Origin of the sequence: Nonomuraea sp. NPDC048892, from assembly GCF_040649735.1 — a bacterium.
Taxonomy (GTDB): domain Bacteria; phylum Actinomycetota; class Actinomycetes; order Streptosporangiales; family Streptosporangiaceae; genus Nonomuraea; species Nonomuraea maheshkhaliensis.
In genome coordinates, this window is the sequence record NZ_JBEZFZ010000016.1 from 12,785 (window position 1) to 37,519 (window position 24,735).

Below are 24,735 nucleotides of genomic sequence, written 5' to 3' on the forward strand. Positions count from 1 at the left end.
AGACGGGGACACGCCCTCACGGGAGGGCATGTCCCGTGGTGCGGCTCACGTTAGCGCGCGTTCAGAAACTTTGTCCAGCAAAAGTGTTCAGAGCTGGTGAGCTGCCGCGAGCAGGCCCTCCGCGGTCGGGGTGTCCGTGACGAGCTGGTTGAAGTAGCCGCCCCTGGCTCCCGCGACGATCGAGAGCACCTTCTCCGCGCCGACGGCGACGGCGATCGTGTGGGGGATGCGGCGCAGGTCCTCCGGCTTCGCGGCGACCAGGCGCTCGCTGCCCGGATAGGTCACCGGGGCCCCGTCACGGTCGTAGATGCGCATGCAGACGTCGCCCACGGCCTGGCGCAGGCTCTCGGCGTCACGCGGCATGAGGGAGGGCACCATCTGCCGCATCAGTGGGGCCGAGCCGACGCCCACGATCGCGCACTTGGCGTGCGCCCACAGGTCCATCACCCGGCGTACGGACGGCTCGTGCTGCAGCGAGTAGAACAGCTCGGGGCCGGGCAGCGCGGGGGCGTAGAGGTAGGCGGGCACGCCGCCCGAGCGTTCGGCCAGGATGCGGGTGGTCTCGTTGGTCTGGAACCAGGGCTGCGGCTCCTCCTGGCCGCCCACGGCGGGGGCGATCGTGACGCCCGGATACTGGCCCAGGCCCTCGCGGGCGCACTCGTACACCGTGGTGCCCGAGGAGACGAGCACGACGTCGCCCGACTCCAGGCCGACGGCGGCCAGCGCGCGGGTCACGCCGGGAGCCAGCCACGGACCCAGGGTGGGGCCGTTGACCTTGGGGACGAGGTAGACGCGCTCCAGCCCGAGTGCCTGCGCCACCTCGTCGGCCAGCGGGCCCTCCGCCAGCGCGGCCGGCCGGTGCACCTTGATCTCGACGATGCCCTGCTTGCGCGCCTCGGTGAGCAGCCGGCTCACGGTCGCCCTGCTGACGCCCAGGCGCCCGGCGATGTCGCCCTGGGTGGCGTCCTCCATGTAGTACTGCTGGGCCGCCGCGTACATCAGCTCGGGAGGGAACCTCGGCTGTGCCTCGGGGGCGACGTCGGCGGCATTCATGCGCGCGCTCCTGATACGGCTTGTGAACAAAGTTGCAGAACTGATGCCCAATGACTATACCTGCGTGCCCAGGCTAGCCGTTGATCAAGGCCTCGCCCAGAGGGGTGCGCGCGTACAGGACGCTCCGGCCGACGCGGGTGCCCGCGATCACGCCCGTCCTGCGCAGCGCCGCGAGATGGCCGCCCGTGGTGCCCAGGCTCTGCCCGAGCAGGGCGGCGAGCTGGGTGGTGGTCGCCGGCTCGGCCAGCTCGGCGAGGATGCGGGCCCGGCTGCGGCCGATCAGCGCCGCCAGGTCCGCGTCAGGCGTGGGGGGAGCGGCTGCGATGCCTCTGGCGGGGTAGACCAGCGCGTACGGCCAGGCGTCCTCCAGATAGCAGCCGATGGTGCTCATGAACGCCGACGGCAGGAACAGCAGGCCCTTGCCGTCGAGCCGGTGGGTCCCGCCCCTGCTGGTCAGCTTGACCTCGATCCGGCCGCTGCGGTGCCAGCGCACGTTCGGGCGCAGGTCCTCAAGGGCCGCCTGCCAGCCGTACGCGGCCAGTCGCCCCGCCCGCTGCGCCACGTCGCGCTGGAGCACCGCGCGGAAGCGGGGCCATTCGTGGGAGAGGATCTCGCGCCACAACGCCTCGTACGCCGCCGCGAACAGCCACACCACCTCGGGCCCCAGCAGCAGCTCCCTGATCCAGTCCGCCACGGGCGGCCGGCCGGCCAGCGCCTGCCGGATCTCGCCGTGCGCGGTCTCCAGCGGCGTCGCGCGCATGGCCGCCAGTTCCGTCTCGAACGGCACGTCCACGGCCGTCGGCGGGGGCGCGATGAAGTCGACGTTGGCGTCTCCCCTGTTGCCGCTGATCGTGGCCGCCGCCCGCAGCACGGGATGCTCCCGTACGAGCCCGTGGTACGTCTCGCGCCACCGCGCCGCCCACGGGCCGTTGGCGCCGGCGGGGTAGCGGCCGGCCAGCACCCACTGGGAGTGCATGGTCTCGATGAGCGGTGAGATCGCGAACCTGCTCGCCATCACGTCCTGAGGTACGACGTCAATCGTCACCATGTTTCGGTTATATCCGAATAAGTCGCGTCGGATGGGAGGGGGCCAGCACCATCGGGCCTTGTGAAGGGTGCGACGTTCGGCGAGGTGTTCGCCGTCAGGGAGTTCCGGGTGCTGTTCGGCAGCTTCGTGCTGCTGGTCGGCGGAGACTCGATCAAGATGCTGGCCCTGTCGGTGCTGGTCTACACGCGGACCGGCTCACCCGGGCTGTCGGCGGCGGCGTACATGGCCGGGTGGCTGCCGTTCATCGTGGGCGGGCTGTTCCTGCTCTCGCTGGCCGACCGCCTGGCGCCGCGGGCGCTGATGGTGGCGGGCGAGCTGATCAGGGCCGTCACGTGCCTGCTGCTGGCCTACGCCGGGCTGCCGGTCTGGGCGATGCTGGCGCTGGTGCTGGTCACGGGGGTGTTCTCGCCGGTGTTCTTCGCGGCGCGGGCCGCGATGTTGCCCGAGGTGCTGCCGGGGGACGCGTTCGTGCTCGGGCGCTCGATGCTCAACGTGGCCTCGGCCAGTGCGCAGGTCGTCGGGCTGGCGGCCGGGGGCGCGTTCCTCGCCTTCGCCGGGCCGGGCGGCGCGCTCGCGGTCACGGCAGGGCTGTCGGTGGTGGCCGCGCTGGTGCTGCGGTTCGGGCTGCCGTACCGGGCGGCGCGGGGCGGGGCCCGGCGTGGCGCGGTCCGGCAGACGCTGCGGGTCAACCGGCGGCTGCTGGCCGACGGCCGGGTGCGCGGGCTGCTGCTGGCCGGCTGGCTGCCGTGCGTGTGCCTGGCGGGGGCCGAGGCCATGGTGGTGCCGTACATGGGCGGGCAGGGACAGGCGGGAGTGGTGCTCGCGGTGGCGGCCTGCGGGATGGCGGCCGGCGAGTTCGCCGTGGGGCGGTTCGCGGCCCCCGGACTGCGGGAGCGGCTGTCGTTGCCGCTGGCGGTGCTGCTGGGGGTGCCCTGGCTGGCGTTCGCGCTCTCGCCCGGGGTCGCCTGGGCGGCCGTGCTGGCGGCGATCGGGGCGGCCGGGCTGTCGTACCAGCTCGGGTTGCAGCGGCGGTTCGTGGACGCGGTGCCCGAGGAGGTGCGGGGGCAGGCGTTCGGGCTGCAGTCCGCCGGGCTGATGACGGGGCAGGCGGCGGGGGCCGCGGTGGTGGGCGTGCTGGGCGAGGTGGTCGCGCCCGGGCAGGCCATCGCCCTGTCGGGGGCGGCGGGGGTGGTGGTCGCGCTCGCCCTGGCCCGCGTCCTGCGCCCGGCAGCCGAGCCCGCACGGCTCCCCGCTTAGCGCCGGTGCGGCTCCCGGCCTGAAGCCCGTGCGCGACGCCTGTGCGGTGGCGCCGGTCGGCGCTCGTGCGGGTCTCTACAGGTCTCCGGGGGTGAGTTCGCCCGAGCCGCGCGGGATGAGGCGTACCGGGAGCTCGATGTGCTCCGACGGTCCCGTGTCGCCGCGCAGGCGGCGGAACAGCAGCTCGGCCGCGACCCGCCCCATCCAGGACGGATCCTGCGCCACCACGCTCACCCCCGGGTCGAGCAGGTCGGCCAGCTCGAAGTCGTCGAACCCCACCAGCGCGGGCCGCCGCCCGTCCAGCACCCGCAGGGTGGTGACGGTGCAGCGGCCGTTGCCGGTGAACAGCGCCGTCGGCGGGTCGTCCAGGTCGAACATGTGGTCCACGGCCGCCCGCACCGCCTCGGGCGTGGGCGTCCGCATCGAGACCAGCCGCTGGTCGAAGAGCCCGCCCAGCTCCTCCTTGTAGCCCTGCAGCCGCCCGGCCGCGGTGAAGATCGCCGGATCGTCGCCGAGGAAGGCGATCCTGCGATGACCGTGGCTCAGCAGGTGGCGCACCGCCTGCCTGGCGCCGCCCACGTTGTCGCTGAGCACGGTGTCCACGTCGATGCCCGCTCCCGGCGGCCGGTCGGCGAACACCACGGGCGTGCCCGCCTCCAGCTCGGGCCGCAGGTACGTGTGGTCGTCCCCGGCCGGCACCATGATCAGCCCGTCCACGCGGCGCGCGCAGAAGGTCTCGACCAGCTCGCGCTCCCTGCCGGGCTGCTCCCCGGACGACCCGCTCAGCAGCAGGCAGCCGTGGTCGATCACCACGGTCTCCACCGCCCGGCTCAGCCCCGCGTAGAACGGGTCCGCCACGTCCTCGATGACCAGCCCGATCGTGGCGGTCGTGCCCCTGCGCAGCACCCGAGCGCTCTCGTTGCGGCTGTAGCCCAGCCGGTCGATGGCCGCCCGCACCCGCTCGGCCGTCTCCGGATGCACGCCCGGCTCGCCGTTCACGACGCGCGAGACGGTTTTGAGCGCCACGCCCGCCGCCGAGGCCACGTCCTTCATCGTCGGTCTCACGCCTGGATCATTCCCTAATCAGGGCCGATAGACAACGTTGTCAACAGGTTATGCGAGAGTGGTCCTCTATGTCGTTCAGATCCGCTCTGCTCGTGGCGGGGTTCGCCCTGGCCGCGCTCAACCTGCGACCGGCCATCGCGGGGCTCTCGCCGCTCCTCGACGAGATCATGGACGACGTGGGCCTCACCCCCGCCGGTGGCGGCGCGATCACCACGGTCATGGTGGTCTGCCTCGGGGTGTTCGGGCCGCTCACGCCGGTGCTCGCCCGCCGCGTGGGGCTCGACCGCACGCTGCTGGCCGGGCTGCTGGTCATCGCGGCCGGCTTGGCGCTACGCGGCCTTGACGGTGCGCCCGTGCTCTACCTCGGCTCGGCCCTGGCCGCCACGGCCATCGCGGTCATGAACGTCTCCATGCCCGGCATCGTCAAACAGCACTTCCCCGACCGGATCAACCTGATGACCGGCGTCTACGTCTCGTGCGTGGTGGCCGGCGCCGCGGCCGCGTCCGCTCTCGTGGTCCCGATCGAGCACACCACCGGGTACGGCTGGCGCGGCGTCTCCGCGCTCCTGGCCGTCCCCGCTCTGCTGGCGGCGCTGCTCTGGCTGCCGCAGGCGCTGCGCGGGCGGCCCGGCGGGCAGAACGGCCCCCGCCCCTTCGGCGCGGTGCTGCGCAGCCGCGTCACCTGGTACGTCACCGCCCTCATGGGCCTGCAGTCCCTGACCTTCTACGTCATGCTCGCCTGGCTGCCGACGATCTACCTCGAAGCCGGCCTCGCCGCCGACCAGGCCGGCTACCTGCTCAGCCTGACGAACCTGGTCCAGGTCGGCACCTCCCTGGCGGTGCCCGTACTGGCCGGGCGGCGCGCCTCGCAGGTGCCGTACGTGATGGGCGCAGGCGTGCTGACCGTCCTCGGGTACCTGGGCGTGCTGCTGGCCCCGACCACCGTGCCGTGGTTGTGGATGATCGTGCTCGGGATCGGCCAGGGGGCCTCGTTCGCGCTGGCCCTGCTGATCATCGCGCTGCGCCCGGCCGACCCCACAGAGGTGACCGCGCTGTCGGCCGTGGCCCAGTCGGTCGGGTACGTGATCGCCGCGCTGGGGCCGCTGCTGTTCGGGTTTCTGCGGCAGGTGTCGGGGTCCTGGACGATGCCCCTCGTCGTGGGACTCGGGGTGGTCGGGGTGCAGCTCGTGGCCGGCTGGTTCGCCGGACGCCCTGGTACGTTGATCAGGTCCGCCCCCTAGCCTTCCCGGGAGACGCAGCGTGCTGACCGAGACGCTCCAGCGGCTCGCCGACTCGCGCGGCGGGGTGCTCGGCGTGGAGCCCGGCCTGGTCATCTCGCCCGACGAGAGCTGGACCCGGGCCGAAGAGCTGCTGCGGGAGCCGTATCCGCTGCTCGGGCGGCTCATCGACGACACCGCCGCGCGCTGGAACGCGCCACGGCACGTCGGCGCGGCGCTGTTCTGGAAGACCTACAGCTACTGGCACACGCTGCCGATGGCGCTCGGCTGGGCGCTCGACGGGCGGGTGCCGATCATGCGCCTGGCCGACACGTGGTTCAAGGAGTCCGGCGCCGGGGTCACGATCGCGGCTACGCGCGTGCGCTGGGACGCCGGCGCCGCCGCGATCTCCGGAGCGCTGGAGGAGTCGCAGCGGCCCCTCGTCGAGGCCATCGGAGCCCTGGCCAAGGTGGGCGAGCGCACGCTGTGGGGCTCCACGGCGGAGGCGATCGCCCACCCGCTGACCTCGATCGTGCCCGGCGACTACATGAGACTGCTGCACGAGCTCGGCCGGCCCGTCGACGGGCTCATCGAGCCCGCCGGCGACGACTACTTCCGCAGGACCTGCTGCCTGTGGATCACCCTGCCCGACGTGGAGCCCTGCGGCAGCTGCTGCGTCCTGCTGCCGCCCCATCGCGAGCGGTAGAGCGGCAAAACCTCAGGCCACCGAGCCGATCGGGTCGTCCATCGGGCGCAGCTCGTCGGCGTAACTGACCGAGACGCGGCGCATGACGCCGGTCCCGTCGATCGAGTACTGCCCCAGCCGCCACAGCGGCGGCGAGTAGGCGTGGATCGACACGCTCTCGTCCACCGCGCCCGTCAGCCGATGGATGTGGTCGGGCCCGAACGAGAACGACTCCCCCGCCGGCACCACCGTCTCCAGATGTTCGCCGCCGATCCGCGGGTTGCACTCCCGCAGCGCGCCCCGCACCACGTGCACGGCGCCCGAGGAGATGTCGTGGTCGTGCCAGCCCGTGTCGTCCTCGGGACGCCAGCACAGCAGCCAGACGTCCACGTAGGCGTCGCGGTAGAGCGAGGCGTAGTGACGTCCGCCGTCGGCGGGGAAGTCCACCTGGTCACGCCACTCCTCGGGGTGCGCGGCCAGGTCGTTCACCAGGTCGCGCAGCTCGCGACGGTCGAGAGTGCGCTCAGGGAGCCCCGCACAGGTACTCCCGCCCTGGATCTGGTCAGTGGTGGTGCTCACTTACGGAGTCTCCCTTCGCGTTTGCTGTCAGCGTCTGATTTGCCGCCCTGCGGGCGGCGGGCTCGGTCGCCAGATGCCGCCGTCTTCCCCCGCTCCGGTCGCTGCGCTCCCTCCGGTCCTCCAGACGACGGCACTCCCTCGCCAAGCAAGCGGGCTGGGTTGACGGTCCTGATGGCGTGGGCGGCGGCCGCGCCGAGGCCGGGGTCGGGGGCGGTGGCGTAGGGGGCGTCGGAGCCGTTGACGACGACGTCGATGCCGAGTTCGCGGACGATCGCGTCGATCGCGCGCGGCCCGTACGAGGAGGTCTCCACGAAGAAGTCGCGGTCCACCAGGCCGCGCCCCCCGCCGCCACGGGCGATCAGGCGCTCGGAGTGCAGCGGCGCCAGCCCGGCGAGCAGCGCGAAGCAGACCCGCAGCCGGGGATGGCGCGGCCGGACGACGGCGTGGAAGTAGTGCCACGAGGCGTGCATCTGCTGCACGTACGGCACCAGCGCGGGCCACCACGACGGCGTCCCCGCCGACGCGAAGGCCGGTGCGGGGGCCGGGCCGGGATGCACGAACAGCGGCAGGTCCCTGGCGGTCAGCACTTCGAGGAGCCGGTCGTCGGGCGTCGCGGTGGCCGGGATCTGCAGGCCGGCCAGGCCGCGGTCGAGGTCCTTGGCCAGGCGGTCGGGGTCGGGCTCGCTGTGGCAGGTGGCCGCCCACACCCCGAAGGGGTCGCCCAGCGACAGGCCGCCGTCGTGGTGGGCGTCGATCAGCGGCCAGCACTCCTCGGGCGGCAGGAACTCGATGCCGAGCGGGCTCGACAGCGACACCAGCGCCAGCTCCAGCCCGGTGGTGTCGCGGTGCTCGTGATCGACCGGATCGACCTCGTACGGGGGCTCGCCGTCGAGGATGAGCGTCCAGCCGTCGAGGTAGGGCGGCTTGGTACGGGCGCGCAGAGCATCGACGAACGTGCTGGTCCACAGGTGCTGATGCACGTCGATGCTCATGGCAGCCTCCCCTCTCCCGCTATTTCCTACTCACAATACATGTAAACGCTCTACGCTGTGTCGCTTTGGAGGTGAACCGTTTCACTGATACGGTTCAGTGAACCGCTTCACAAGGGTCTTGTCAACGGCCGGCCCAGCTCGGAAACCCGACAGCCGGGTGACGGGAAATCGGCTTCTGTCGGTGCCACGCAATAAGCTGGCGTAATGCCTCGCAAGAGAGCCACCATTCGTGAGGTGGCCCAGGCCACCGGCCTGTCACCGGCGGCCGTCTCCTACGCGCTACGCGGACTGCAGGTGTCGGAGGAGACCATGGAGCGGGTGCGCGCGGCGGCCGCCGAGCTCGGCTACGAGGCCGACCCCATCGCCAGGGCGCTGGCCAGCGGACGCACCGGGATGATCGGCCTGCTCTGCGGCTCCCTTGAGGACCTGTGGCAGCAGGCGCTGGCCGTCGGCATCAGCCGGAGCCTGCGGGAGAAGGACCGTTACGCGCTGATCCTCGACGCGGTCGGCGATCCGGCCAGGGAGCGGGCGCTGGCCCAGCAACTGCGTGACCAGCGTGTCGACGGGCTGATCGTGCAGTCGATCGATCCGGCGGCGGCGTTCTGGTCCGAGTTGTGCGAGTCGGTGCCGGTGGTCGCGATCGGCGACTCCATCGCCGGCACGGCGGGCGAGGTCGTCTTCGACAACCGGCGCGGGGTGACGCTCGCCCTTGAGCACCTGCGCGCCTCCGGTCACCGGCGCATCTCCGTCCTGACCTCCACCGGGGCCAGCACGCCCGACCGGCCCGCCGACGTACACGTCACGGCCGAGGCCGACCGGCTGGGGCTCGACATCGAGGTCGCCACCGCGCCCCACGGGCTGGCCGGAGCCACTGCGGCGGCCCGCGAGCTGCTGACCCGCGAGCGGCCGAGCGCCGTCTTCTGCTTCGCCGACTCGATCGCCTACGGGGTCTACGCGGCGGCGCAGGAGCTGGGGTTGGCGGTGCCCGACGACGTCTCCGTCATGGGCTACGACGACCATCCGATGTCGGGCCTGCTCACGCCGGGGCTCACCACCGTCGACTGGGACATCGACGGCATCGTCCGCGCGGCGGTCCGGCTCATCTCGGCGGCGGCCGACGGCGGCACCCGCCGGCGGCGCGTCATGCAGACCCCGACACTGCGCGAACGGGGCTCGGTCACCCGCCTGACCTCCTGACCCTCCGCTCCGAAACCCGCTGGGCCGGTCAGAGGTGGCCGGTCAGAGGTGGCGGGTCAGAGGTGGCGGGTCAGGGCCTGGCGGGAGGTCTCCAGGTCGGCGGTGAGGGGGCGGTCGGGGGCCGAGGCGTGCAGGGCGCGGGTGGCGGCCGTACGCTCGCAGGCCAGCACGATCTCCAGCGGCTCCAGGCAGCGCAGCGCGTGCCGGGCGGCCTGCGTGGCGAAACCGGCGTGGTCCTCCGCGCTACGCGAGATCACCGCCGTGCCCGTCGTCACCGGGTTCGCCAGGTGACGCAGCTCGGCCAGGGCGTCCTGGGCCACGTACTCCAGGATCAGCACCCCCGAGGCCCCCGGGCGGTCGGCCAGGAACGGCAGGTGGCCGGTGTAGGCGGGGTCCATGAGGGTCGCCAGGCGGGCCGTGCTGAGCTGGGCCGTCTGCACGAGCGCGGCCCGCAGCGCGTCCAGGGCCAGCGCCACGGGAGCGGCGTGGAAGTTGCCGTTGTGCCAGGCCAGGCCCTCGGCGAAGAGCGGGTTCTCGGTGGAGGCGTTCAGGTCGATCTCCACCGTGGTGGTGGCGCGGTCGAGCGCGTCCATGGCCGCGCCGTGCACCTGGGCGAAGGCACGGTAGCCGTACGGGTCCTGGACGCGGGTGGTCGGCTCGTGGGCGAGCAGCCCGCGCAGCCGTGCGGCCACGACGGCCTGACCGGGATGCGGGCGGGCCTCCTGGACGACGGCGGCCAGCGGCTCGGCGGAGGCGTCCACGGCGGTGAACGACAGCGCGGCCACGTCGATGGCGGCGTCGAGGAGCCGGCGCAGCCGGTGGCAGGCGATGGCCGCGTCGGCGAGCGTCGCGGCCCCCGAGCTGATGAACGGCAGCGCGTCACCGGAGGCGAAGGCATGGTGCGGCGGCTCGGAGGGCGTCTGATGCCGCGCCTCACCGGGCCGGCCAGGCGTGTGATGCCGCGCCCCGCCATCCCAGCCGGACGCGGAAGGGCCGGCCGTCCCGCCGGGCCGGCGGGGCTCTCCGGGATGGACAGGCTCGGGCGGGCCGGCGGTGCCGGGCGGGGTGCCGGGCGGGGTGGTGGGGGCCGGGGGTTCGTGGTGCCAGGGGAGTTCGCCGTGGAGGCACAGGGCCGTGGTGGCCAGGGCGGTGAGGTCGCCGGTGCCGATGGCGCCGTACGTACGCAGCGGCGGGGTGTAGCCGTGGTTGATCGCGTACGCCAGCGCCCGGCAGACGGCCGGGTCCACGCCGGAGCCACCCGCGAGCAGCTGGTTGAGCCGGACCACGAGCATCGCCCTGGCCCTGGCCGGCTCGATCGGCGGCCCGGCCCCGCACACGTGGCTGCGCAGCAGGTCGAGCCCCGCGCCCTCCATCACCACGTCCCTGTTGGCGCCCACCCCGGTGCTCCTGCCGTACACCGGGCCGGTCAGCCCCTGCGCGACGGCCCACGCGGCCCGGGCCCGATCGAGGGAGGCGATCGTGACCCGGGCGCCGTCGTATCCGGCCTGGTGGACCTTCGCGCAGGTCAGGCCGGCGCCGTCGAGCTCCACTGGAGGATCAGTCGTTGTCGGGGATGAACAGGCCGAGCAGCCAGCTGACGACGCTGATGATGACCGCGCCCCAGAACGCGGCCGGATAGAAGTTGTCGACGTGGAAGGGAATGTCGAGCTCGCCCGCGATCCAGCTCGTCAGCAGCAGCATGGCCGCGTTGATGACGAGCAGGAACAGGCCCAGCGTCAAGACGATGATCGCGCAGCCGAGCGCCTTCACGATGGGTTTGACGATCGCGTTGATGAGGCCGAAGATCAAGGCCACGAGCAGCAGGACGCCCCAGTATCTGGCCGTGTTGGTGGGGGCGTTCACGTCGATGCCGTCGATGAACTGGATGGCCACCCACAGGGCCACTGCCGCTGCGATGGTTCTGATGATGAATCTCACGCTGGATGATCCTCCCACTGGAGCTCGCCGCTCGATAGGGGTGCCGTCACTACGATGCCCATCGGTTACCGTGCGTAGTCGCTGGTTATGGTGGGTCCATCGGGGAAGAGGCTGCAGGGGAGGAGTGAGATGGACGCCAACGGGCTTGAGACGATGCCGGCCGCCGAGTTGCACGATCGGGCGGTGCGCTACGCCGTACGCCACGGGGACCTGGGGTTTCTGTGGGAGCTGCTGAAGGTGATCCCGGCCGCCGAGGCCGCCAGCGGTCACCCCAACGAGAGCGCCAACGACCTCAGCAAGGTCTCGGCGCTCCTCAGCGACGCGCTCGCGGCCGGCGAGGGCAAGCTGGGCGAGGCGCTGCGGCCGATTTACATCGACTATCTGCGCAAGCATCCCGACGCTTGACTCTCCCGCGTCCCGAGATCCCCGGTGGCGTACGCGCGGGCGGTCAGCCGGCCAGGCGGGATTGTGCGCCGCCGTGGTCGGCGAAGCCGGGCGTCGTCACCTCCTGCCCGTCCGGAAGGACGATCATCGTCTCGTACGGCCCCGAGCGGGCCAGGTCGGCGGCGAAGCGGCGCCCGGGCATGGGCCCCATGGCGAAGATGGCGGTGGCGTAGGCGTCGGCCAGGCCGAGATCGGGGCCGATGACCGTGACCGCGCGGAGCCCGTCCTGGACCTCGCCGGTGCGCGGGTTGACCACCGGCGCGCCGCCCGAGGTGGCGATGCCGAGGTCGTGGGCGCAGACGACCTTGCGGACGACGCCGTCGCGCGGGTCACGCACGCCGACGCGCCAGCGCATGCCGGGGCTGGCCGAGCCGCGCACCCTGATGTCGTTGCCCGCGGTGATGCGGTGGTCGCCGGCGCCGGCGTTGGACAGAGCGCGGGAGAGCCGTTCGAGAGCCCAGCCCTTGATGTAGCCTGACGGGTCGATCACGCCGTTGATGCGGGCCTCGAAGTAGCCCTCGGTGGCCTCGCTGAGCTCGTCGCAGCGGTGCAGGACCTCGACCAGTTCCGGAATCTGCCTGATGGTGCGGCCGCTGTTGAGGCGGCCGATCTGGCTGTCCTCCTTGACCGGGCTGAAGGTGTCGTCCACCCAGCGCAGCCAGGCGAACGCGTCGTTGAGGAGGGGGATCAGCTCGCGGGCCGGCAGGGCCGTGCGGATGTCGACGCTGACCGGCATACCCATGACCATTTCCACCCGGGCACTGCCGGGGAAGACCGTCGCGGGCTCCGCGACGTCGGAACTCGCTATGGACGCGGTCGTCGTGGACCCGGCGTCATGAGAGATCGTCATCGTGCCTCCTTGTCCGGCGTCCACGCTCTCAGACCGGCCGTATGGTGGGCCTAAACCCGGTGGCCGATTTCGAAATGAATCTGTGACTTCGGGATGGCCAGGCGTGACAACGCCCCGGCCACGTACCGATTGAACTGCCGCGGCCCGGCCACCACCACTTCGCGCTCGGCGATGTCGGGGATCTGCCGGCGCAGCCCGGAGGCGCTCACCCGTTCCTTGACCGCGGGATCATGCTCGTCGCCCACGACGAGGATGAGACCGAAGCGGGACTCCAGCTCGCGCAGCTCGGCGGTGGCGCGGTCGGCGCGGTAGACCGCCACGATGTCCGACGTGGCCCCGGCCAGCGGGACCAGGCGCTCACGCAACGCGCGCGGGTCGAGCCCGGTGGCGATCAGCAGGACGGGCCGCCCGGTGACGGGGGCGCGGTGGCTTCGTACGGCCATCACGGCGGCCAGCGTGTACAGCACGAGCGCGCCCACCCGGAGCGGGCTGTTCATCGAGGCGGTCGAGCTGAACTGGTGTGCCACCAGCAGCGCGCCCGCCAGGTAGCTCCCGAGCCGCAGCCGCTGCCCGGCCTCCTCCGTACGCAGGAGGTCGGCCGCTTTGACGCTGAGCCAGCCGAGCGCCACGACGAGCGCCACGGCCGCGTAGGCGGCCGGAGTCTGCGGATAGCCGAAACCCGGCTGGATCGCGCCGAACTCGGCGACCGCGACCCCGGACCAGAAGAGGATCGGACCCTGATGAGCATTCGCCTCGCTAGCCATGCTTTTACCTTGCTGAACGAACATGAAAGCATTCTGAGTAGGGTCTGAAACATGGCTAACGTGCGTGTCGAGCGGACTGAAGAGGGCGGATTCCGGGCTACGAACGCCCGAGGCGCCGAGGTGGCGATCGGTGGCGGCGACCAGGAAGGGGTGTTCACCCCGGTCGAGCTGCTGCTGGCGGCGGTGGGCGGGTGCAACATCGTGACAGTCGAGCCGCTGACCGCCAAACGAGGGCATCGGCTGGTGCGGCTGGCCATGACGGTCGGCGCGGAGAAGGTCGAGCCGAACCGGCTGGGCCCGGTCACGGTCACCTACGACGTCGAGCTGCCGTCGGAGGAGGCCGACGAGGTGTTCCGGGCGGTGGCCGCGCGGGTGCACGAGAAGTACTGCACGGTGAGCAGGTCGCTGGAAGAGGGCACGGAGGTTCGATTGGAGCTTCCGTAGGCGGATTAAACAGATATTCGACCCCGTTATGACGCGACCGTTGCATTCGTCTCGGTAGCGTTGTAGCAGGTCAGGAGCACTGCGACTGGCCCAGAGACCTTCACCGAAGCGGACGCGGAGGGGGACCGCGGTTCGCGAGTGCGGGCCCGTCGGTGCTTTTGGGGGAAAGCGCCGACCTGGACCGCCGCCGATCGGGCCGGGCAGCTTTGGGGGAACTGCCCGGCCCGATCCATGCGTATCCTCCGGTTATGTGAAGAAGATAGTTATTGACTGCGACCCCGGCATCGATGACGCGCTCGCCCTCGCCCTGGCGGCCGGTTGCTCCGACACCCTCGACCTCGTCGGTGTGACCACGGTGGGCGGCAACGTCGACCTGGAGCTGACCACCGCGAACGCGCTGGCGCTGCGCGAGTTCCTGCGATTGGGCGAGGTGCCGGTGACGCCGGGCAGCGCGGGCGCGCTGCTGCGGCACACGGTCAGGGCCACCCATGTTCACGGAGCCACCGGGCTCGGCGACGTGGTGCTGCCCGCTCCTGAGCGGGGCCCGGCTGACGGGCACGCGGTCGACTACCTCGTGGAGACGTTGCGAGCCGCCCCCGGTGAGATCACGCTGGTGGCCGTCGGCCCGCTGACCAACCTCGCCCTCGCCGTACGCCGTGAGCCCCGCGTCGTCGAATGGGCCCGCGACCTGGTGATCATGGGCGGCTCCTACACCCGTGGCAACCACAACCCGGCGGCCGAGTTCAACATGCTGGCCGACCCCGAGGCCGCCGCGATCGTGTTCGAGGCCGGGTGGACGGTCACCATGCTGGGGCTCGACGTGACGCTGACGGCGGCGGTGACCTCGGCCGTGCTGGACCGCATGCGGCCGCTCGGCCGGCTGTCCGAGCTGCTCGTGCCCGCGGCGCAGTCCTACGGGGTGGTCACCGAGGTGAGCGGGCCGGCCGTCCACGACGCGTGCGCGGTGGCGTACGTGGTCGATCCGTCCCTGTTCACGTGCGTGCCTGCGGTGGTGAACGTGGAGACCGCCGGGCAGTTCACCAGGGGCATGACCGTGACCGACTTCAAGGTCGGGGACCGGACGGCCAACGCGCTGGTGGCGACCGCCGTGGACGTGCCGGCGTTCTGGGACCTGGTGGTGGGGGCGTACGAGAAGCTGGCGGTGCGCCTGGGCTGACGCTCGTTCGCGCGAGCCGAGCGATCGGGCTGACGCGGTGCGGGCACTGTCTGGCGGCTGATAGAGTTTCCCTTGTTGCGCCGCTAGCTCAGTTGGTCAGAGCAGCTGACTCTTAATCAGCGGGTCCGGGGTTCGAGTCCCTGGCGGCGCACCCATCATCGCCACCGGGCACTGTCCAATTTCTGGACAGTGCCCGTTGTCGTTCCCGCCGCTTCAGACGAGGCGCTCGTCGACGCCGACGGCCCCGACGCCGGTGCCGAGGCGGCCGCAGGCGCCCTGCGACTGCCCCGAGTCACGTGGCCGCAGCGTCACCCACTCGCCGACGACGTCCGGCGCCCAGCCGCAGGTGACGACGGCCCGGAACCTCCAGGTCTGGCCGGTGGGGTTGGAGCACATCGCGATGCCGACGTAGTTGTCGTTGTGGTGGACGAAGGTGTCGCAGTGCAGCACCGTGGCCGCCGCCGCTGTGGCGGGTGCGGTGAGCCCCGCCGACAGCAGTGCGACGGACCCGGCCACGGCCGCCGTGATGCGCATTCCCTTGGACATTGCCCCTCCTGGACCAGAGATCGACGATCACTTTCCGTTGCCGATCGTACGCGGAGAGTCGCCAGGGGGAAATCGATTATTCGCTGTAGTAACCCTCGACCGGGATGCGGGCCTCGTCGTACAGGGCCGGGCCCTCGGCCGGGGCGTCGGTGAAGCCGGTGCCGGGCGGCTTGAGGCCGTCGAGCTGCTCACCGGACAGCGCGTAGACCACGCGGCCGAGACCTGAGCGGGCGATGGCGCCCGCGCACATGCCGCAGGGCTGGCAGCTGGTGAACATCGTGGTGGCCGCCGCCACCTCAGGGGTGAGCTCGCGGGCGGCCCAGCGGGCCAGTTTCAGCTCGGGGTGGGCGGTGATGTCGCGGTCGGTGAGCGAGCTGTTGCGCTCCTCGGCCAGTACGGCGCCGTCGGGGCCGGCCAGCAGCGAGCCGAACGGCGGGTTGCCGCCGGCCCTGGCCTGCGCGGCCAGTTCGATCGCGCGGCGCAGCAGCTTCTCCTCGTCGTGGGTCACGGTGTCGTTCGCTCCTCGGGGTGGATCCGGGTCTCACGGTTCTGCCCGTGAGGGGACCAGACTGCCACGAGAGGCCCACAACGTGCGGGTCAGGACTCCTGGGGCGGCGGATCATGGCCCGTGCGGGCGGGTCAGGACTCCTGGAGGCGGGTCAGGACTCCTGGAGGCGGCGGATCATGGCTTGTTTGGCCGTCGTGAACTCCTCGTCCGTCAGCACCCCGGACTGGTGCAGCCGGCCGAGCTCGGTCAGCCGGCGCAGGACCGCGTCGTGGACGTCGTCGGCGACCGGCGGCGCGGGCGGCTCGGGCGCCTCGCGCGGCAGCCGGGCCAGCACGGCGGCGGCGACCAGCGCGGTCGAGCCGCCGAAGCGCTGGATGCCCCACGACACACACCGCAGATCCTTCTGCGGCTGCTGCACCGGGCCCTCGCCCTTGACCCGGAAGCGCAGCGTGCCGTAGCTCATGCCGCTCTGCGGCTTCCACTCCACGCCGGTCAGCTCGGCCAGCGGGTATTCGCGCGGCCCCGCCTTCTCCTTCTCGGACGCGGCCCATCCGGTCCACTCCAGCCGCACCCGCTCGCCGTCGAAGAGCGCCGTGCCGTCTCCGGCCGTGGCGGAGATGGGCACGTCGGGGACGCGTAAGAGGTAGCGGTCGCAGGGGCCGCCGGGCGTCTGCTCGATGAGCAGGGTGTCGCGGATCTCGTCGGCGAAGTATTCGGCGGCCCCGACGCGGTTCTTCGGCACGGCCAGCCGGTAGGGGTCGGCGGGCGGCGTGAGCGTGCCGGCGACGACGTCGGACAGCGCGTCGGCGCCCTTGCGCAGCCGCAACCGCAGGTGGCCGCCCTTGCGGGCCGGCTCGAACGTCACGGCGGCGACGGCCTCCAGCGGCACGCTCACCTCGCCGAGGGTCCTGCGCAGCTCGTCGATCTCCTTGCCGCTGCCGGGGACGATGCGCAGCAGCTGCCCGTCGAACGTCCATGACCCGTCGGGGACGGCGATCTCGGCCATATTCTCAGCCTAGGACACGCTCGCGGCACGATCGCAGACGAAGGAGCCTGATGGAGATCTTCACGAGCTGGCCGTCCTGGGCGCACGCGGAGGGCCCCCTGAGCGCGGCGCTGCCCGAGCCCACGGTGCGGGACCTGTGCGAGGCGGTCACGTTCGCCGGGCGCCGGCACGGGGTGCAGCAGCGGCCCACCGGGCGCCCGTACCTGGAGCATCTGCTGGAGGCTCTGGAGGTGGCGGTGTCGGGCGCCGGGCTGGTCGACCGGGACGTGCTGGTCGCGATCGTGCTGCACGACGTGCTGGAGGACACGTCCTGCACCGAGGCGGAGATCGCGCGGAGGTTCGGGCTTGAGGTGGCGGCGCTCGTGCGGTGGGTGACCAGGCCCCGCGGCGGGGCGAAGGCCGACTATCTCGCCTCGCTGGTCCGGGCGCCGCAGGGGGCCGTGCTGGTCAAGCTGTCGGATCGGGTGAGCAACGTGCAGGAGCTGCAGCGGATGTCGTGGCGGTTCCAGCGGCGCTACTACATGGAGACGGTCGCGTACGTCATGCCGCTGGCGGGCGCGCATCCGTGGTACGCGAAGTGGTTCAGCGAGTGGCGGGGGCGGTGGCGGCGAGTGGAGCGCTGGCCCGCCTGAGCACTGGTGGGGAGCCTCGTGGTCACCCCTCGATCCGGGCCGCGCGGTTGCGTACGCCCAGGAAGTGCGCCTCCACGGCGGCCCGGGCGGCATCGCGGTCGCCCGCGAGTACGGCGGTGTAGATGTCGCCGTGCCGCCTGGCCACGTCGGCCGGGGGCTCGTCCGGCGCTCCTAAGGCGTCGCGGAGCTGGTAGTAGACGTCCCAGAACGCGCCCAGCAGCGTGGTGACGAGGGGGTTGCCCAGCGGGCGGTAGAGCAGGTCGTGGAAGAGCCGGTCGGTCTCGGGGGAGACCAGGCCGGCCTGCGCCTCGCTCTCCATCCTGGCCATGACCTCGGCGACCGGCGTCAGGTCGGCGTCGGGGCCGAGCTCGATCAGCCGCACCACGAGGCCGCTCTCCAGGATCTCGCGGATGTCGATCAGGTGGGCCAGGTGGTTGGCGCCGTTCTGGAGGGTGATGCGGCTGTGGAAGGTCAGCTCGTCCACCAGGCCCGTGAGGGACATCCGGCCGACGAACATCCCGAAACCGTGGCGGATGTCCACGATGCCCACCGCCTGGAGGGCCTTCAGCGCCTCCCTGATCGAGTTGCGGCTGACGTGGAGCTCCTCCATGAGCTCCGACTCGGTGGGCAGGGGGTCGCCCGCGATCAGCCCGCGCCGCACGATGAGATCCTTGACGCCCTCCTGGGCCTCGACGGCGCGGCTGGGACGCGCCGGGCGCGGGACTGTGGTCATGAAGGTTCCTTTCATCGTAGGTAACAATCCGGAAATCTTCCGTTGACCTGACGCAGGTGCGGCGTTTAGCGTCCACCTTACGCAAAACATAGGACATGGGATGTCCCACGTTCTACATTCGTCCCCCTTGGAGGCATCCGTGAGCTCTGAGTTCAGCCGCCGCGACTTCCTGCGTTACAGCGGGGCCAGCGGGGCGGCGGCGTTCATCGCGGCCACGCTCTCCGCCTGTTCAGGAGGCCCGGCCTCGACCGGGTCGGTCGGCGCCGGATCCGACAAGGACCTCATCACCGCCGTCATCGGGTACGGCAACGACCAGAGCTGGGACCCGACCCAGACGGCCTCGGCCTTCGCCATGGCGGGGATCAACCACATCTACGAGGGCCTGCTCGACACCGACCCGATCACGCGCGAGCCGTACCCGGCGCTGGCCACCGCGCTGCCGTCTGACCTGAACGCGACCACCTGGACGTTCACCCTCAGGGACGGCGCCAAGTGGCACGACGGGCAGCCCGTCACCGCCGACGACGTCGTCTTCACGTTCGAGCGGGTCCTCGACCCCGAGGCGAACGTGCTCATCGGCAACTTCTTCAGGACCTGGCTGAAGGAGGTGAAGAAGGTGGACGACAAGAACGTGGAGCTGGTGTTCAAGTTCGCCTTCCCGGACGCGGCGCCGCGGCTGACCATCGCCAAGATCATGCCGAAGCACGTGTTCGGCCGGCCGGGCGCCTGGGACCAGGCCAAGGGCGGCAAGGCGGTGGGGTCGGGGCCGTACAAGCTGGCGGCGCACAACCCGAAGTCCAACACCGCGTTCGAGGCGTTCGACGGCTACAACGGGCCGCGCCCGGCCACGGTCAAGAAGATGAACTGGCTGACGATCGTGGACGCCGCCGCCCGCGTGGCCAAGATCTCCGGCGGCTCGGCCGAGGCGCAGATCGCCGACAACATCCCGTACGCCAACGTCGACCAGCTCAAGCAGCAGGGCCTGACGGTCGAGGGCGGCAAGGGCATGAACCACATGTTCCTGATGTTCAACACCGCGACCAAACCGTTCGACGACATTCGGGTGCGCCAGGCCCTGCACTACGCCATCGACAAGCAGAAGATGATCGACGTGGCGCTCAAGGGCCACGGCACGGCCTCCAGCTCCTTCCTCAACGAGGGCCACCCCGACCACAAGCGCGCCTCGGTCGTCTACGACTACGACCCGGATAAGGCCAAGGCGCTGCTGAAGGAGGCGGGGGTCACCGACCTGACGATCAACCTGATGGCGGTGAACGTGAGCTGGATCGTGGACTGCCTGCCCACGATCGCCGCCTCCTGGGAGGCCGTCGGCGTCAAGACCACGCTGGAGCCGCAGGACACGGCCGCGCTGTTCACGAAGATGGACCAGATGCAGGACTACCAGGCCGTCGCCGCGGCCTCCAACCCCAACCAGTTCGGCATGGACGCCGACCTGATCCTGCACTACAACTACGTGCCCGGCGGCCTGTGGATGAAGTACGCCCACTGGGACGGCACCAAGGACGCCGAGAAGCTGTTCGCGATGATGGACGAGGCCGGCAAGGAGACGGACAAGGCCCAGCGAACCGAGCTGATCCACAAATATCTGGACTTCGTGGCTGAGCAGGCCATCCTCTACCCGGTCGTGCACAACGAGCTGATGACCGCCTACGACCCGAAGAAGCTGTCCGGCGTCCGCGCCCAGCCGTACCCCGGCATCACCCTGCTGCAGGCCAAGAGGACATGACACTCGTCGCCCGGATGCTGCTGCGGCGGCTCCTCATCCTGATCCCGCTGGTGCTCGGCGTGATCGCGTTCGTGTTCATCGTCATGCGCTTCTCCAGCAGCAAGCCGGAGTACGCCTACTTCCAGGGCGCGAACCCGACCCCCGAGCAGATCCACCAGTTCCAGCTGGAGAACGGCCTGCTGGACCCGCTGCCCGTCCGTTACGTGCGCTTCGTCGCCGACCTGGCGCAGGGCGACCTGGGCACCAGCGTGCTGACGAAGAAGCCGGTCATCGAGTCGGTCATGACCGCGCTGCCGCTGACCCTGCAGCTCACGCTGCTCGGGCTGGTGGTGGCCGTGGTGCTGTCGCTGGCGTTCGGCGTGACGGGGGCGCTGTTCCGCGACCGCTGGCCCGACCAGGTGATCCGGGTGGTGTCGCTGATCGGGGTGGCGGCGCCGGCGTTCTGGCTGGCGCTGCTGATGATCCAGTGGCTGGCCGTCGGTGAGGGGCTCTTCCCGACCGGCGGGTACATCAACCCGGCCGACTCGGTGACCGGGTGGCTGCAGTCGATGACGCTGCCCGCCCTGTCACTGTCGCTGCCGATCGCCGCCCAGCTCATCCGCGTCATCCGCACGTCGATGGTGGAGGAGCTGGATCGCGACTACGTCCGCACCGCGATCGGCAGCGGGCTGCCGATGATCGTGGTCGTCGGCCGGAACGTGCTGCGCAACGCCCTGATCAACCCGCTGACCGTGCTCGGCCTGCGCATCGGCTACCTGATCGGCGGCACCGTGGTGATCGAGACGATCTACGGGCTGCCCGGCATGGGCCAGCTCATGATCAACGCGGTCCGCGACGGTGACCCGGCGGTGGTCCAGGGCGTGGTGCTGACCATCGCGATCGGCTTCATGGTCGTCAACCTGGTCGTCGACGTCCTGTATCTGCTGGTCAACCCCCGCCTCAGGAGCGCCACATGAACCGGTTCCAGCTGCGAGGGGGGCTGGCCGAGCGCCTGTCCAGGCCGGGCGTCGGCTTCCGCCGGCTCAAGCCGCTGTCGTGGGTGGCGGTCGGCATCGTCGCCGTGGTCGTGCTGGCGGCGCTGCTGGCGCCGTGGATCGCGCCGCACTCGCCGTACTTCCAGGAGGCCGCCGGCGGCGGCCCCTCCGCCCAGCACTGGATGGGGCTCGACAGCGCCAACCGCGACATCCTGTCCAGGCTCCTGTACGGCGCCCGCTGGTCGCTCATCATCGGCCTCGGCGCCACCGGGCTCGCCCTGGTCGCCGGCGCGATCGTGGGCGCGGTCGCGGCCACCTCGCGCCGGGCCGTGGACGAGACCGTCATGCGCCTGCTCGACGTCGTCATGGCCTTCCCCGGCATCGCCCTCGCGGCCGTGCTCGTGGCGGTGTTCGGCGGCAGCATCCCGGTGCTGGTCATGGCCATGGCTTTCCTTTACATGCCGTCCGTGGCCAGGGTCGTGCGGGCCAACGTGATCGCCCAGTACGGCGAGGACTACGTCGCCGCCGAGCGCATCATCGGCGCCCGCACTCCGCACATCCTCATCAGGCACGTCGCGATCAACTGCGCCGCGCCGGTGCTGGTGTTCTGCACGGTCATGGTGGCCGACGCGATCGTGTTCGAGGCGTCGCTGTCGTTCATCGGCGCCGGCGTACGCCCGCCGAACCCCTCATGGGGCAGCGTCATCGCCGACGGCAAGAACATGGTGCTGCTCGGCGGCTGGTGGGCCACGGTCTTCCCCGGCCTGCTGATCCTCGTCACCGTGCTCGCGCTCAACATCCTGTCCGAGGGCATCTCCGACGCCTGGGCCGCCCCGGCCGCGCGCAAGCCGGTCGCCCGCAAGGACGACGCCTTCGAGCGGGCCACCCCCGGCTCCGGCGAGGTCGTCGAACTGCCGGGACTGGCCGAGGCCGCGCGCAGGCTCGCCGAGCGGGCCCGCCCGCTGCCGCAGGGCCCGCCGATCCTCACCGTCGAACGGCTGCGGATCGGGTTCGCGGAAGGCGTCGACATCGTGGACGGCATCGGCTTCGAGGTACGCCCGGGGGAGGTGCTCGGCCTGGTCGGCGAGTCGGGCTGCGGCAAGACGCTGACCGCGCTGACCGTGATGGGCCTGCAGCCCCGCGACGCCCGCGTCAGCGGCCAGATCCGCTTCGACGGGCGCGAGCTGCTGGCGGAGTCGAAACGGGCCCGCCGCCGGCTGCTCGGGCACGAGATGGCGATGATCTACCAGGACGCCCTCTCCTCGCTCAACCCGGCCATGACCATCAAGGCCCAGCTCAAGCAGCTCACCCGGCGCGGCGGCCGGCGCACCCCCGCCGAGCTGCTCGAACTCGTCGGCCTCGACGCCCGCCGCACCCTGACCTCCTACCCGCACGAGCTGTCCGGCGGGCAGCGGCAGCGGGTGCTGATCGCGATGGCGCTCTCGCGCGACCCCAAGCTGATCGTCGCCGACGAGCCCACCACCGCGCTCGACGTCACCGTCCAGGCACAGGTCATCGAGCTGCTGCTGAAGCTGCGGGAGGAGCTGGGCTTCGCGCTGATCCTGGTCTCCCACGACCTCGCGCTGGTCGCCGACGTGACCGACCGGGTCGTGGTCATGTACGGCGGCCAGATCGTCGAGACCGGCGTCACCGCCGCCCTGGTCGGGGCGCCCGCCCACCACTACGCCCGCGGCCTGCTCGGCTCGGTGCTGTCGCTGGAGTCGGGGGCCGAGCGGCTGACCCAGATCCGCGGCGTGGTGCCGGCGCCGGCCGACTTCCCGCCCGGCTGCCGGTTCGCCGACCGGTGCCCGATGGCCACCGACGTGTGCCGTACCGAGAGCCCGGTGCTGGACGGGGACGAGACGCATCGTGTCGCCTGTCACCATCCGGCGCAGGAGCTGGTGAGGAGTGAGCAGCATGCTTGAGCTGAAGGACGTGCACGTCGTGCACAAGGCCCGTTCGGGCGGGCTGTTCTCGCGCGACCGCGTGCACGCGCTGACCGGCGCCAGCCTCACGGTCGGCGCCGGCGAGACGGTCGGGATCGTGGGGGAGTCGGGCTGCGGCAAGTCCACGCTGGCCAAGGTGCTGGTCGGGCTGCAGCGGCCGGTCTCGGGCAGCGTCACCTTCCGCGGCCGTGAGCTGTGGGGGATGAAGGAGTCCGAGCGGCGGGCACTGATCGGGTCCAGTGTGGGAATGATCTTCCAGGATCCGTCCACGGCGCTCAACCGGCGGCTGCCGATCCGTCAGGTGCTGCGCGACCCGCTCAACGTGCACGGGCGCGGCACCCCCGCCCAGCGCGACGCCCGCGTGCGCGAGCTGCTCGACCTGGTCGGCCTGCCGGCGAACGCGGCCGACGCGCTGCCGAGCCAGCTGTCCGGCGGCCAGCGGCAGCGGGTGGCCGTGGCCAGGGCGCTGGCGCTCGAACCCGAGCTGGTCGTGGCCGACGAGCCGACCAGCGCCCTCGACGTGTCCGTCCGCGCGCAGATCCTCAACCTGCTGCTCGACCTGAAGGAACGGCTCGGCCTGGCCCTGGTGTTCGTCTCGCACGACATCCAGACCGTACGCAGGATGAGCGACCGGGTCGTGACCATGTACCTGGGCCGCATCGTCGAGCAGACCCCCGCCACCGCGGTCCCGCTGGGCGCGCGCCACCCCTACACGCGGGCGCTGTTCTCGGCCACGCCGGGCCTGATCTCGCCGATCAACCCGATCCCGCTGGTGGGCGCCGTGCCCTCGGCCACCAGGCCGCCCAGCGGGTGCCCGTTCCGTACGCGGTGCTGGCGGGCGGACGACGTCTGCGCGGCCGAATGGCCGGCCGCGCGGGTCCAGGACGAGCACCTCTTCCACTGCCATCACCCGGTGGCGGCCGGCGCCACCGACCTCGAACTGATCCAGGAGCATGCATGACGACCTCTGCCGCCGCCCGATCCGCCGCACTGGCCGGAGTCATCCCCCCGGTCTGCACCCCCATGACCCCCGATTACGAGGTGGACATCGCCTCGATGGTCCGGCTGGTCGATCATCTGGTCGGGGGCGGGGTGGACGCGCTGTTCGTGCTGGGGTCCTCGTCGGAGGTGGCGTACCTGACCGACACGCAGCGGCGCACAGTGCTGGACACCGTGATCGGGCACGTCGCCGGGCAGGTGCCGGTGCTGGCCGGGGTGATCGACATGACCACGCCGCGCGTCCTGGAGCACGCCAGGGTCGCGATCGAGGCGGGGGCGGCCGGGCTGGTGGCGACCGCGCCGTTCTACACGCGTACGCATCCCGACGAGATCCGCACCCACTTTAGGACCATCGCCGCGCGGACCGGGCTGCCGCTCTACGCCTACGACCTGCCGGTGTCCGTGCACACCAAGCTGAGCGCCGACCTGCTGCTCGAACTGGCCGCGGAAGGCGTACTGGCCGGGGTGAAGGACTCCAGCGGCGACGACGGCGGGCTGCGCGCGGTCATCCTGGGGCGCCGGCCGCCCTTCAGCGTCCTCACCGGGTCCGAGGTGACCGTCGACTCCGCGCTGTGGATGGGCGCCGACGGCGTCGTACCCGGGCTCGGGAACGTGGACCCGCACGGCTACGCCGAGCTGTACCGCAGCGCCTCGCGCGGCGACTGGCAGGCGGCCAGGGCGGAGCAGGAGCGCCTGGCCAGGCTGTTCGGCATCGTGCACGTCGGTGGCGCCCGCATGGGCGGCAGCTCGTCGGGGCTGGGCGCGTTCAAGGCCGCGCTGCACCTGCGCGGCGTCATCGACTGCCCGGTCACCGCGCTGCCGCAGACCCCGCTGAACGAGGACGAGATCGGGCGGATCGGCAAGCTGCTGGCGGGCGCGGGCCTGCTCTGACCGCTCTGACGCCGCGCCGGCGGACGTGCCGGGGCGGCGGGTC

26 protein-coding genes and 1 tRNA gene are annotated in these 24,735 nt (G+C 71.6%); 14 read left to right on the forward strand and 13 right to left on the reverse strand.

Going from position 1 to position 24,735, the window contains the following annotated elements; all coding sequences use genetic code 11:
• Positions 1–87 precede the first annotated feature (87 nt).
• A complete protein-coding gene (locus AB0C28_RS37845) occupies positions 88–1,053 on the reverse strand; it encodes a sugar-binding domain-containing protein (RefSeq protein WP_357848330.1) in 966 nt (321 codons plus the stop codon).
• A 73-nt stretch (positions 1,054–1,126) separates the two neighbouring features.
• The gene (locus AB0C28_RS37850; protein ID WP_357848328.1) at positions 1,127–2,101 is read right to left on the reverse strand and encodes a winged helix-turn-helix domain-containing protein; all 975 of its coding nucleotides are present in this window, start codon (positions 2,099–2,101) and stop codon (positions 1,127–1,129) included.
• A 60-nt stretch (positions 2,102–2,161) separates the two neighbouring features.
• On the opposite strand from AB0C28_RS37850, the gene AB0C28_RS37855 reads away from it, so the two are divergent.
• Positions 2,162–3,358, forward strand: coding sequence for an MFS transporter (locus tag AB0C28_RS37855; RefSeq protein WP_358080317.1), 1,197 nt, complete (start codon positions 2,162–2,164; stop codon positions 3,356–3,358).
• A gap of 75 nt (positions 3,359–3,433) precedes the next feature.
• Here AB0C28_RS37855 and AB0C28_RS37860 read toward each other — a convergent pair whose 3' ends face one another.
• Complete coding sequence (locus tag AB0C28_RS37860) at positions 3,434–4,411, reverse strand: LacI family DNA-binding transcriptional regulator (RefSeq protein WP_358080405.1); 978 nt, start codon at positions 4,409–4,411, stop codon at positions 3,434–3,436.
• Between the two features lie 80 nt (positions 4,412–4,491).
• Between AB0C28_RS37860 and AB0C28_RS37865 the strand changes: the two genes are divergently transcribed.
• On the forward strand, positions 4,492–5,664 hold the full coding sequence (locus AB0C28_RS37865) for an MFS transporter (RefSeq protein WP_357848323.1): 1,173 nt from the start codon (positions 4,492–4,494) through the stop codon (positions 5,662–5,664).
• A gap of 19 nt (positions 5,665–5,683) precedes the next feature.
• Positions 5,684–6,346: a hypothetical protein gene (locus AB0C28_RS37870; RefSeq protein WP_357848321.1), complete on the forward strand. Its 663-nt coding sequence runs from the start codon at positions 5,684–5,686 to the stop codon at positions 6,344–6,346.
• Positions 6,347–6,358: 12 nt separating this feature from the next.
• On the opposite strand, the gene AB0C28_RS37875 is transcribed toward AB0C28_RS37870, so the two are convergent.
• Positions 6,359–6,904, reverse strand: coding sequence for a cysteine dioxygenase family protein (locus tag AB0C28_RS37875; RefSeq protein ID WP_357848319.1), 546 nt, complete (start codon positions 6,902–6,904; stop codon positions 6,359–6,361).
• Positions 6,901–7,896, reverse strand: coding sequence for an amidohydrolase (locus AB0C28_RS37880; protein WP_358080318.1), 996 nt, complete (start codon positions 7,894–7,896; stop codon positions 6,901–6,903). The genes AB0C28_RS37875 and AB0C28_RS37880 overlap by 4 nt, the downstream gene beginning before the upstream one ends.
• Before the next feature lie 204 nt (positions 7,897–8,100).
• Between AB0C28_RS37880 and AB0C28_RS37885 the strand changes: the two genes are divergently transcribed.
• Positions 8,101–9,093: a LacI family DNA-binding transcriptional regulator gene (locus AB0C28_RS37885; protein ID WP_357848315.1), complete on the forward strand. Its 993-nt coding sequence runs from the start codon at positions 8,101–8,103 to the stop codon at positions 9,091–9,093.
• 56 nt (positions 9,094–9,149) lie between these two features.
• Here AB0C28_RS37885 and AB0C28_RS37890 read toward each other — a convergent pair whose 3' ends face one another.
• Positions 9,150–10,643 carry an aromatic amino acid ammonia-lyase gene (locus AB0C28_RS37890; RefSeq protein WP_357848313.1) on the reverse strand — a complete coding sequence of 498 codons (1,494 nt, stop codon included), beginning with the start codon at positions 10,641–10,643 and terminating at the stop codon, positions 9,150–9,152.
• A 7-nt stretch (positions 10,644–10,650) separates the two neighbouring features.
• Positions 10,651–11,031 carry a phage holin family protein gene (locus tag AB0C28_RS37895; protein ID WP_357848311.1) on the reverse strand — a complete coding sequence of 127 codons (381 nt, stop codon included), beginning with the start codon at positions 11,029–11,031 and terminating at the stop codon, positions 10,651–10,653.
• A 129-nt stretch (positions 11,032–11,160) separates the two neighbouring features.
• Between AB0C28_RS37895 and AB0C28_RS37900 the strand changes: the two genes are divergently transcribed.
• Positions 11,161–11,436, forward strand: a complete 276-nt coding sequence (locus AB0C28_RS37900) for a hypothetical protein (RefSeq protein ID WP_346106100.1) — start codon at positions 11,161–11,163, stop codon at positions 11,434–11,436.
• A gap of 43 nt (positions 11,437–11,479) precedes the next feature.
• Here the strand turns inward: AB0C28_RS37900 and AB0C28_RS37905 are convergent, their stop codons facing one another.
• Together AB0C28_RS37905 and AB0C28_RS37910 are read right to left on the reverse strand one after the other, a co-directional pair.
• Entirely contained in the window at positions 11,480–12,325 is an 846-nt protein-coding gene (locus tag AB0C28_RS37905) for an FAD:protein FMN transferase (RefSeq protein ID WP_358080319.1), read from the reverse strand.
• 50 nt (positions 12,326–12,375) lie between these two features.
• Positions 12,376–13,089, reverse strand: a complete 714-nt coding sequence (locus AB0C28_RS37910) for a hypothetical protein (RefSeq protein WP_358080320.1) — start codon at positions 13,087–13,089, stop codon at positions 12,376–12,378.
• Positions 13,090–13,140: 51 nt separating this feature from the next.
• On the opposite strand from AB0C28_RS37910, the gene AB0C28_RS37915 reads away from it, so the two are divergent.
• The 3 genes from AB0C28_RS37915 (at position 13,141) to AB0C28_RS37925 (ending at position 14,861) form a co-directional block, all read left to right on the forward strand.
• The gene (locus AB0C28_RS37915; RefSeq protein ID WP_357848305.1) at positions 13,141–13,533 is read left to right on the forward strand and encodes an OsmC family protein; all 393 of its coding nucleotides are present in this window, start codon (positions 13,141–13,143) and stop codon (positions 13,531–13,533) included.
• 250 nt (positions 13,534–13,783) lie between these two features.
• Complete coding sequence (locus tag AB0C28_RS37920) at positions 13,784–14,710, forward strand: nucleoside hydrolase (protein WP_357848303.1); 927 nt, start codon at positions 13,784–13,786, stop codon at positions 14,708–14,710.
• A gap of 77 nt (positions 14,711–14,787) precedes the next feature.
• Positions 14,788–14,861: transfer RNA gene (locus AB0C28_RS37925), tRNA-Lys, on the forward strand.
• A gap of 62 nt (positions 14,862–14,923) precedes the next feature.
• Here the strand turns inward: AB0C28_RS37925 and AB0C28_RS37930 are convergent.
• From AB0C28_RS37930 to AB0C28_RS37940, 3 genes are all read right to left on the reverse strand, one after another.
• On the reverse strand, positions 14,924–15,256 hold the full coding sequence (locus tag AB0C28_RS37930) for a hypothetical protein (RefSeq protein ID WP_346106110.1): 333 nt from the start codon (positions 15,254–15,256) through the stop codon (positions 14,924–14,926).
• A 76-nt stretch (positions 15,257–15,332) separates the two neighbouring features.
• Positions 15,333–15,764 carry a nucleoside deaminase gene (locus tag AB0C28_RS37935; protein ID WP_358080321.1) on the reverse strand — a complete coding sequence of 144 codons (432 nt, stop codon included), beginning with the start codon at positions 15,762–15,764 and terminating at the stop codon, positions 15,333–15,335.
• Positions 15,765–15,915: 151 nt separating this feature from the next.
• Positions 15,916–16,770, reverse strand: a complete 855-nt coding sequence (locus AB0C28_RS37940) for a DUF4429 domain-containing protein (protein WP_358080322.1) — start codon at positions 16,768–16,770, stop codon at positions 15,916–15,918.
• Between the two features lie 50 nt (positions 16,771–16,820).
• Between AB0C28_RS37940 and AB0C28_RS37945 the strand changes: the two genes are divergently transcribed.
• Positions 16,821–17,402: an HD domain-containing protein gene (locus tag AB0C28_RS37945; protein WP_358080323.1), complete on the forward strand. Its 582-nt coding sequence runs from the start codon at positions 16,821–16,823 to the stop codon at positions 17,400–17,402.
• 22 nt (positions 17,403–17,424) lie between these two features.
• Here the strand turns inward: AB0C28_RS37945 and AB0C28_RS37950 are convergent, their stop codons facing one another.
• Entirely contained in the window at positions 17,425–18,135 is a 711-nt protein-coding gene (locus AB0C28_RS37950; protein WP_357848295.1) for an FCD domain-containing protein, read from the reverse strand.
• Between the two features lie 139 nt (positions 18,136–18,274).
• Between AB0C28_RS37950 and AB0C28_RS37955 the strand changes: the two genes are divergently transcribed.
• The 5 genes from AB0C28_RS37955 to AB0C28_RS37975 are packed head-to-tail and all read left to right on the forward strand — an operon-like array spanning position 18,275 to position 24,692.
• The gene (locus AB0C28_RS37955) at positions 18,275–19,882 is read left to right on the forward strand and encodes an ABC transporter substrate-binding protein (RefSeq protein ID WP_357848293.1); all 1,608 of its coding nucleotides are present in this window, start codon (positions 18,275–18,277) and stop codon (positions 19,880–19,882) included.
• Positions 19,879–20,838 carry an ABC transporter permease gene (locus AB0C28_RS37960; RefSeq protein ID WP_357848291.1) on the forward strand — a complete coding sequence of 320 codons (960 nt, stop codon included), beginning with the start codon at positions 19,879–19,881 and terminating at the stop codon, positions 20,836–20,838. The genes AB0C28_RS37955 and AB0C28_RS37960 overlap by 4 nt, the downstream gene beginning before the upstream one ends.
• Complete coding sequence (locus tag AB0C28_RS37965) at positions 20,835–22,781, forward strand: dipeptide/oligopeptide/nickel ABC transporter permease/ATP-binding protein (protein ID WP_357848289.1); 1,947 nt, start codon at positions 20,835–20,837, stop codon at positions 22,779–22,781. The genes AB0C28_RS37960 and AB0C28_RS37965 overlap by 4 nt, the downstream gene beginning before the upstream one ends.
• Positions 22,774–23,763: an ABC transporter ATP-binding protein gene (locus AB0C28_RS37970; RefSeq protein ID WP_358080324.1), complete on the forward strand. Its 990-nt coding sequence runs from the start codon at positions 22,774–22,776 to the stop codon at positions 23,761–23,763. The genes AB0C28_RS37965 and AB0C28_RS37970 overlap by 8 nt, the downstream gene beginning before the upstream one ends.
• Complete coding sequence (locus AB0C28_RS37975) at positions 23,760–24,692, forward strand: dihydrodipicolinate synthase family protein (protein ID WP_358080325.1); 933 nt, start codon at positions 23,760–23,762, stop codon at positions 24,690–24,692. Before AB0C28_RS37970 ends, AB0C28_RS37975 begins: the two co-directional genes overlap by 4 nt.
• Positions 24,693–24,735: the final 43 nt, after the last annotated feature.

What these genes read in the sequence shown, in the direction of transcription:
- AB0C28_RS37845 (WP_357848330.1), bottom strand. Translation starts at nt 1,053, where the DNA reads ATGAATGCCGCCGACGTCGCCCCCGAGGCACAGCCGAGGTTCCCTCCC.
- AB0C28_RS37850 (WP_357848328.1), bottom strand. Translation starts at nt 2,101, where the DNA reads ATGGTGACGATTGACGTCGTACCTCAGGACGTGATGGCGAGCAGGTTC.
- AB0C28_RS37860 (WP_358080405.1), bottom strand. Translation starts at nt 4,411, where the DNA reads ATGAAGGACGTGGCCTCGGCGGCGGGCGTGGCGCTCAAAACCGTCTCG.
- AB0C28_RS37865 (WP_357848323.1), top strand. Translation starts at nt 4,492, where the DNA reads ATGTCGTTCAGATCCGCTCTGCTCGTGGCGGGGTTCGCCCTGGCCGCG.
- AB0C28_RS37880 (WP_358080318.1), bottom strand. Translation starts at nt 7,896, where the DNA reads ATGAGCATCGACGTGCATCAGCACCTGTGGACCAGCACGTTCGTCGAT.
- AB0C28_RS37885 (WP_357848315.1), top strand. Translation starts at nt 8,101, where the DNA reads ATGCCTCGCAAGAGAGCCACCATTCGTGAGGTGGCCCAGGCCACCGGC.
- AB0C28_RS37900 (WP_346106100.1), top strand. Translation starts at nt 11,161, where the DNA reads ATGGACGCCAACGGGCTTGAGACGATGCCGGCCGCCGAGTTGCACGAT.
- AB0C28_RS37905 (WP_358080319.1), bottom strand. Translation starts at nt 12,325, where the DNA reads ATGACGATCTCTCATGACGCCGGGTCCACGACGACCGCGTCCATAGCG.
- AB0C28_RS37910 (WP_358080320.1), bottom strand. Translation starts at nt 13,089, where the DNA reads ATGGCTAGCGAGGCGAATGCTCATCAGGGTCCGATCCTCTTCTGGTCC.
- AB0C28_RS37915 (WP_357848305.1), top strand. Translation starts at nt 13,141, where the DNA reads ATGGCTAACGTGCGTGTCGAGCGGACTGAAGAGGGCGGATTCCGGGCT.
- AB0C28_RS37930 (WP_346106110.1), bottom strand. Translation starts at nt 15,256, where the DNA reads ATGTCCAAGGGAATGCGCATCACGGCGGCCGTGGCCGGGTCCGTCGCA.
- AB0C28_RS37940 (WP_358080322.1), bottom strand. Translation starts at nt 16,770, where the DNA reads ATGGCCGAGATCGCCGTCCCCGACGGGTCATGGACGTTCGACGGGCAG.
- AB0C28_RS37945 (WP_358080323.1), top strand. Translation starts at nt 16,821, where the DNA reads ATGGAGATCTTCACGAGCTGGCCGTCCTGGGCGCACGCGGAGGGCCCC.
- AB0C28_RS37950 (WP_357848295.1), bottom strand. Translation starts at nt 18,135, where the DNA reads ATGACCACAGTCCCGCGCCCGGCGCGTCCCAGCCGCGCCGTCGAGGCC.
- AB0C28_RS37960 (WP_357848291.1), top strand. Translation starts at nt 19,879, where the DNA reads ATGACACTCGTCGCCCGGATGCTGCTGCGGCGGCTCCTCATCCTGATC.
- AB0C28_RS37965 (WP_357848289.1), top strand. Translation starts at nt 20,835, where the DNA reads ATGAACCGGTTCCAGCTGCGAGGGGGGCTGGCCGAGCGCCTGTCCAGG.
- AB0C28_RS37970 (WP_358080324.1), top strand. Translation starts at nt 22,774, where the DNA reads ATGCTTGAGCTGAAGGACGTGCACGTCGTGCACAAGGCCCGTTCGGGC.
- AB0C28_RS37975 (WP_358080325.1), top strand. Translation starts at nt 23,760, where the DNA reads ATGACGACCTCTGCCGCCGCCCGATCCGCCGCACTGGCCGGAGTCATC.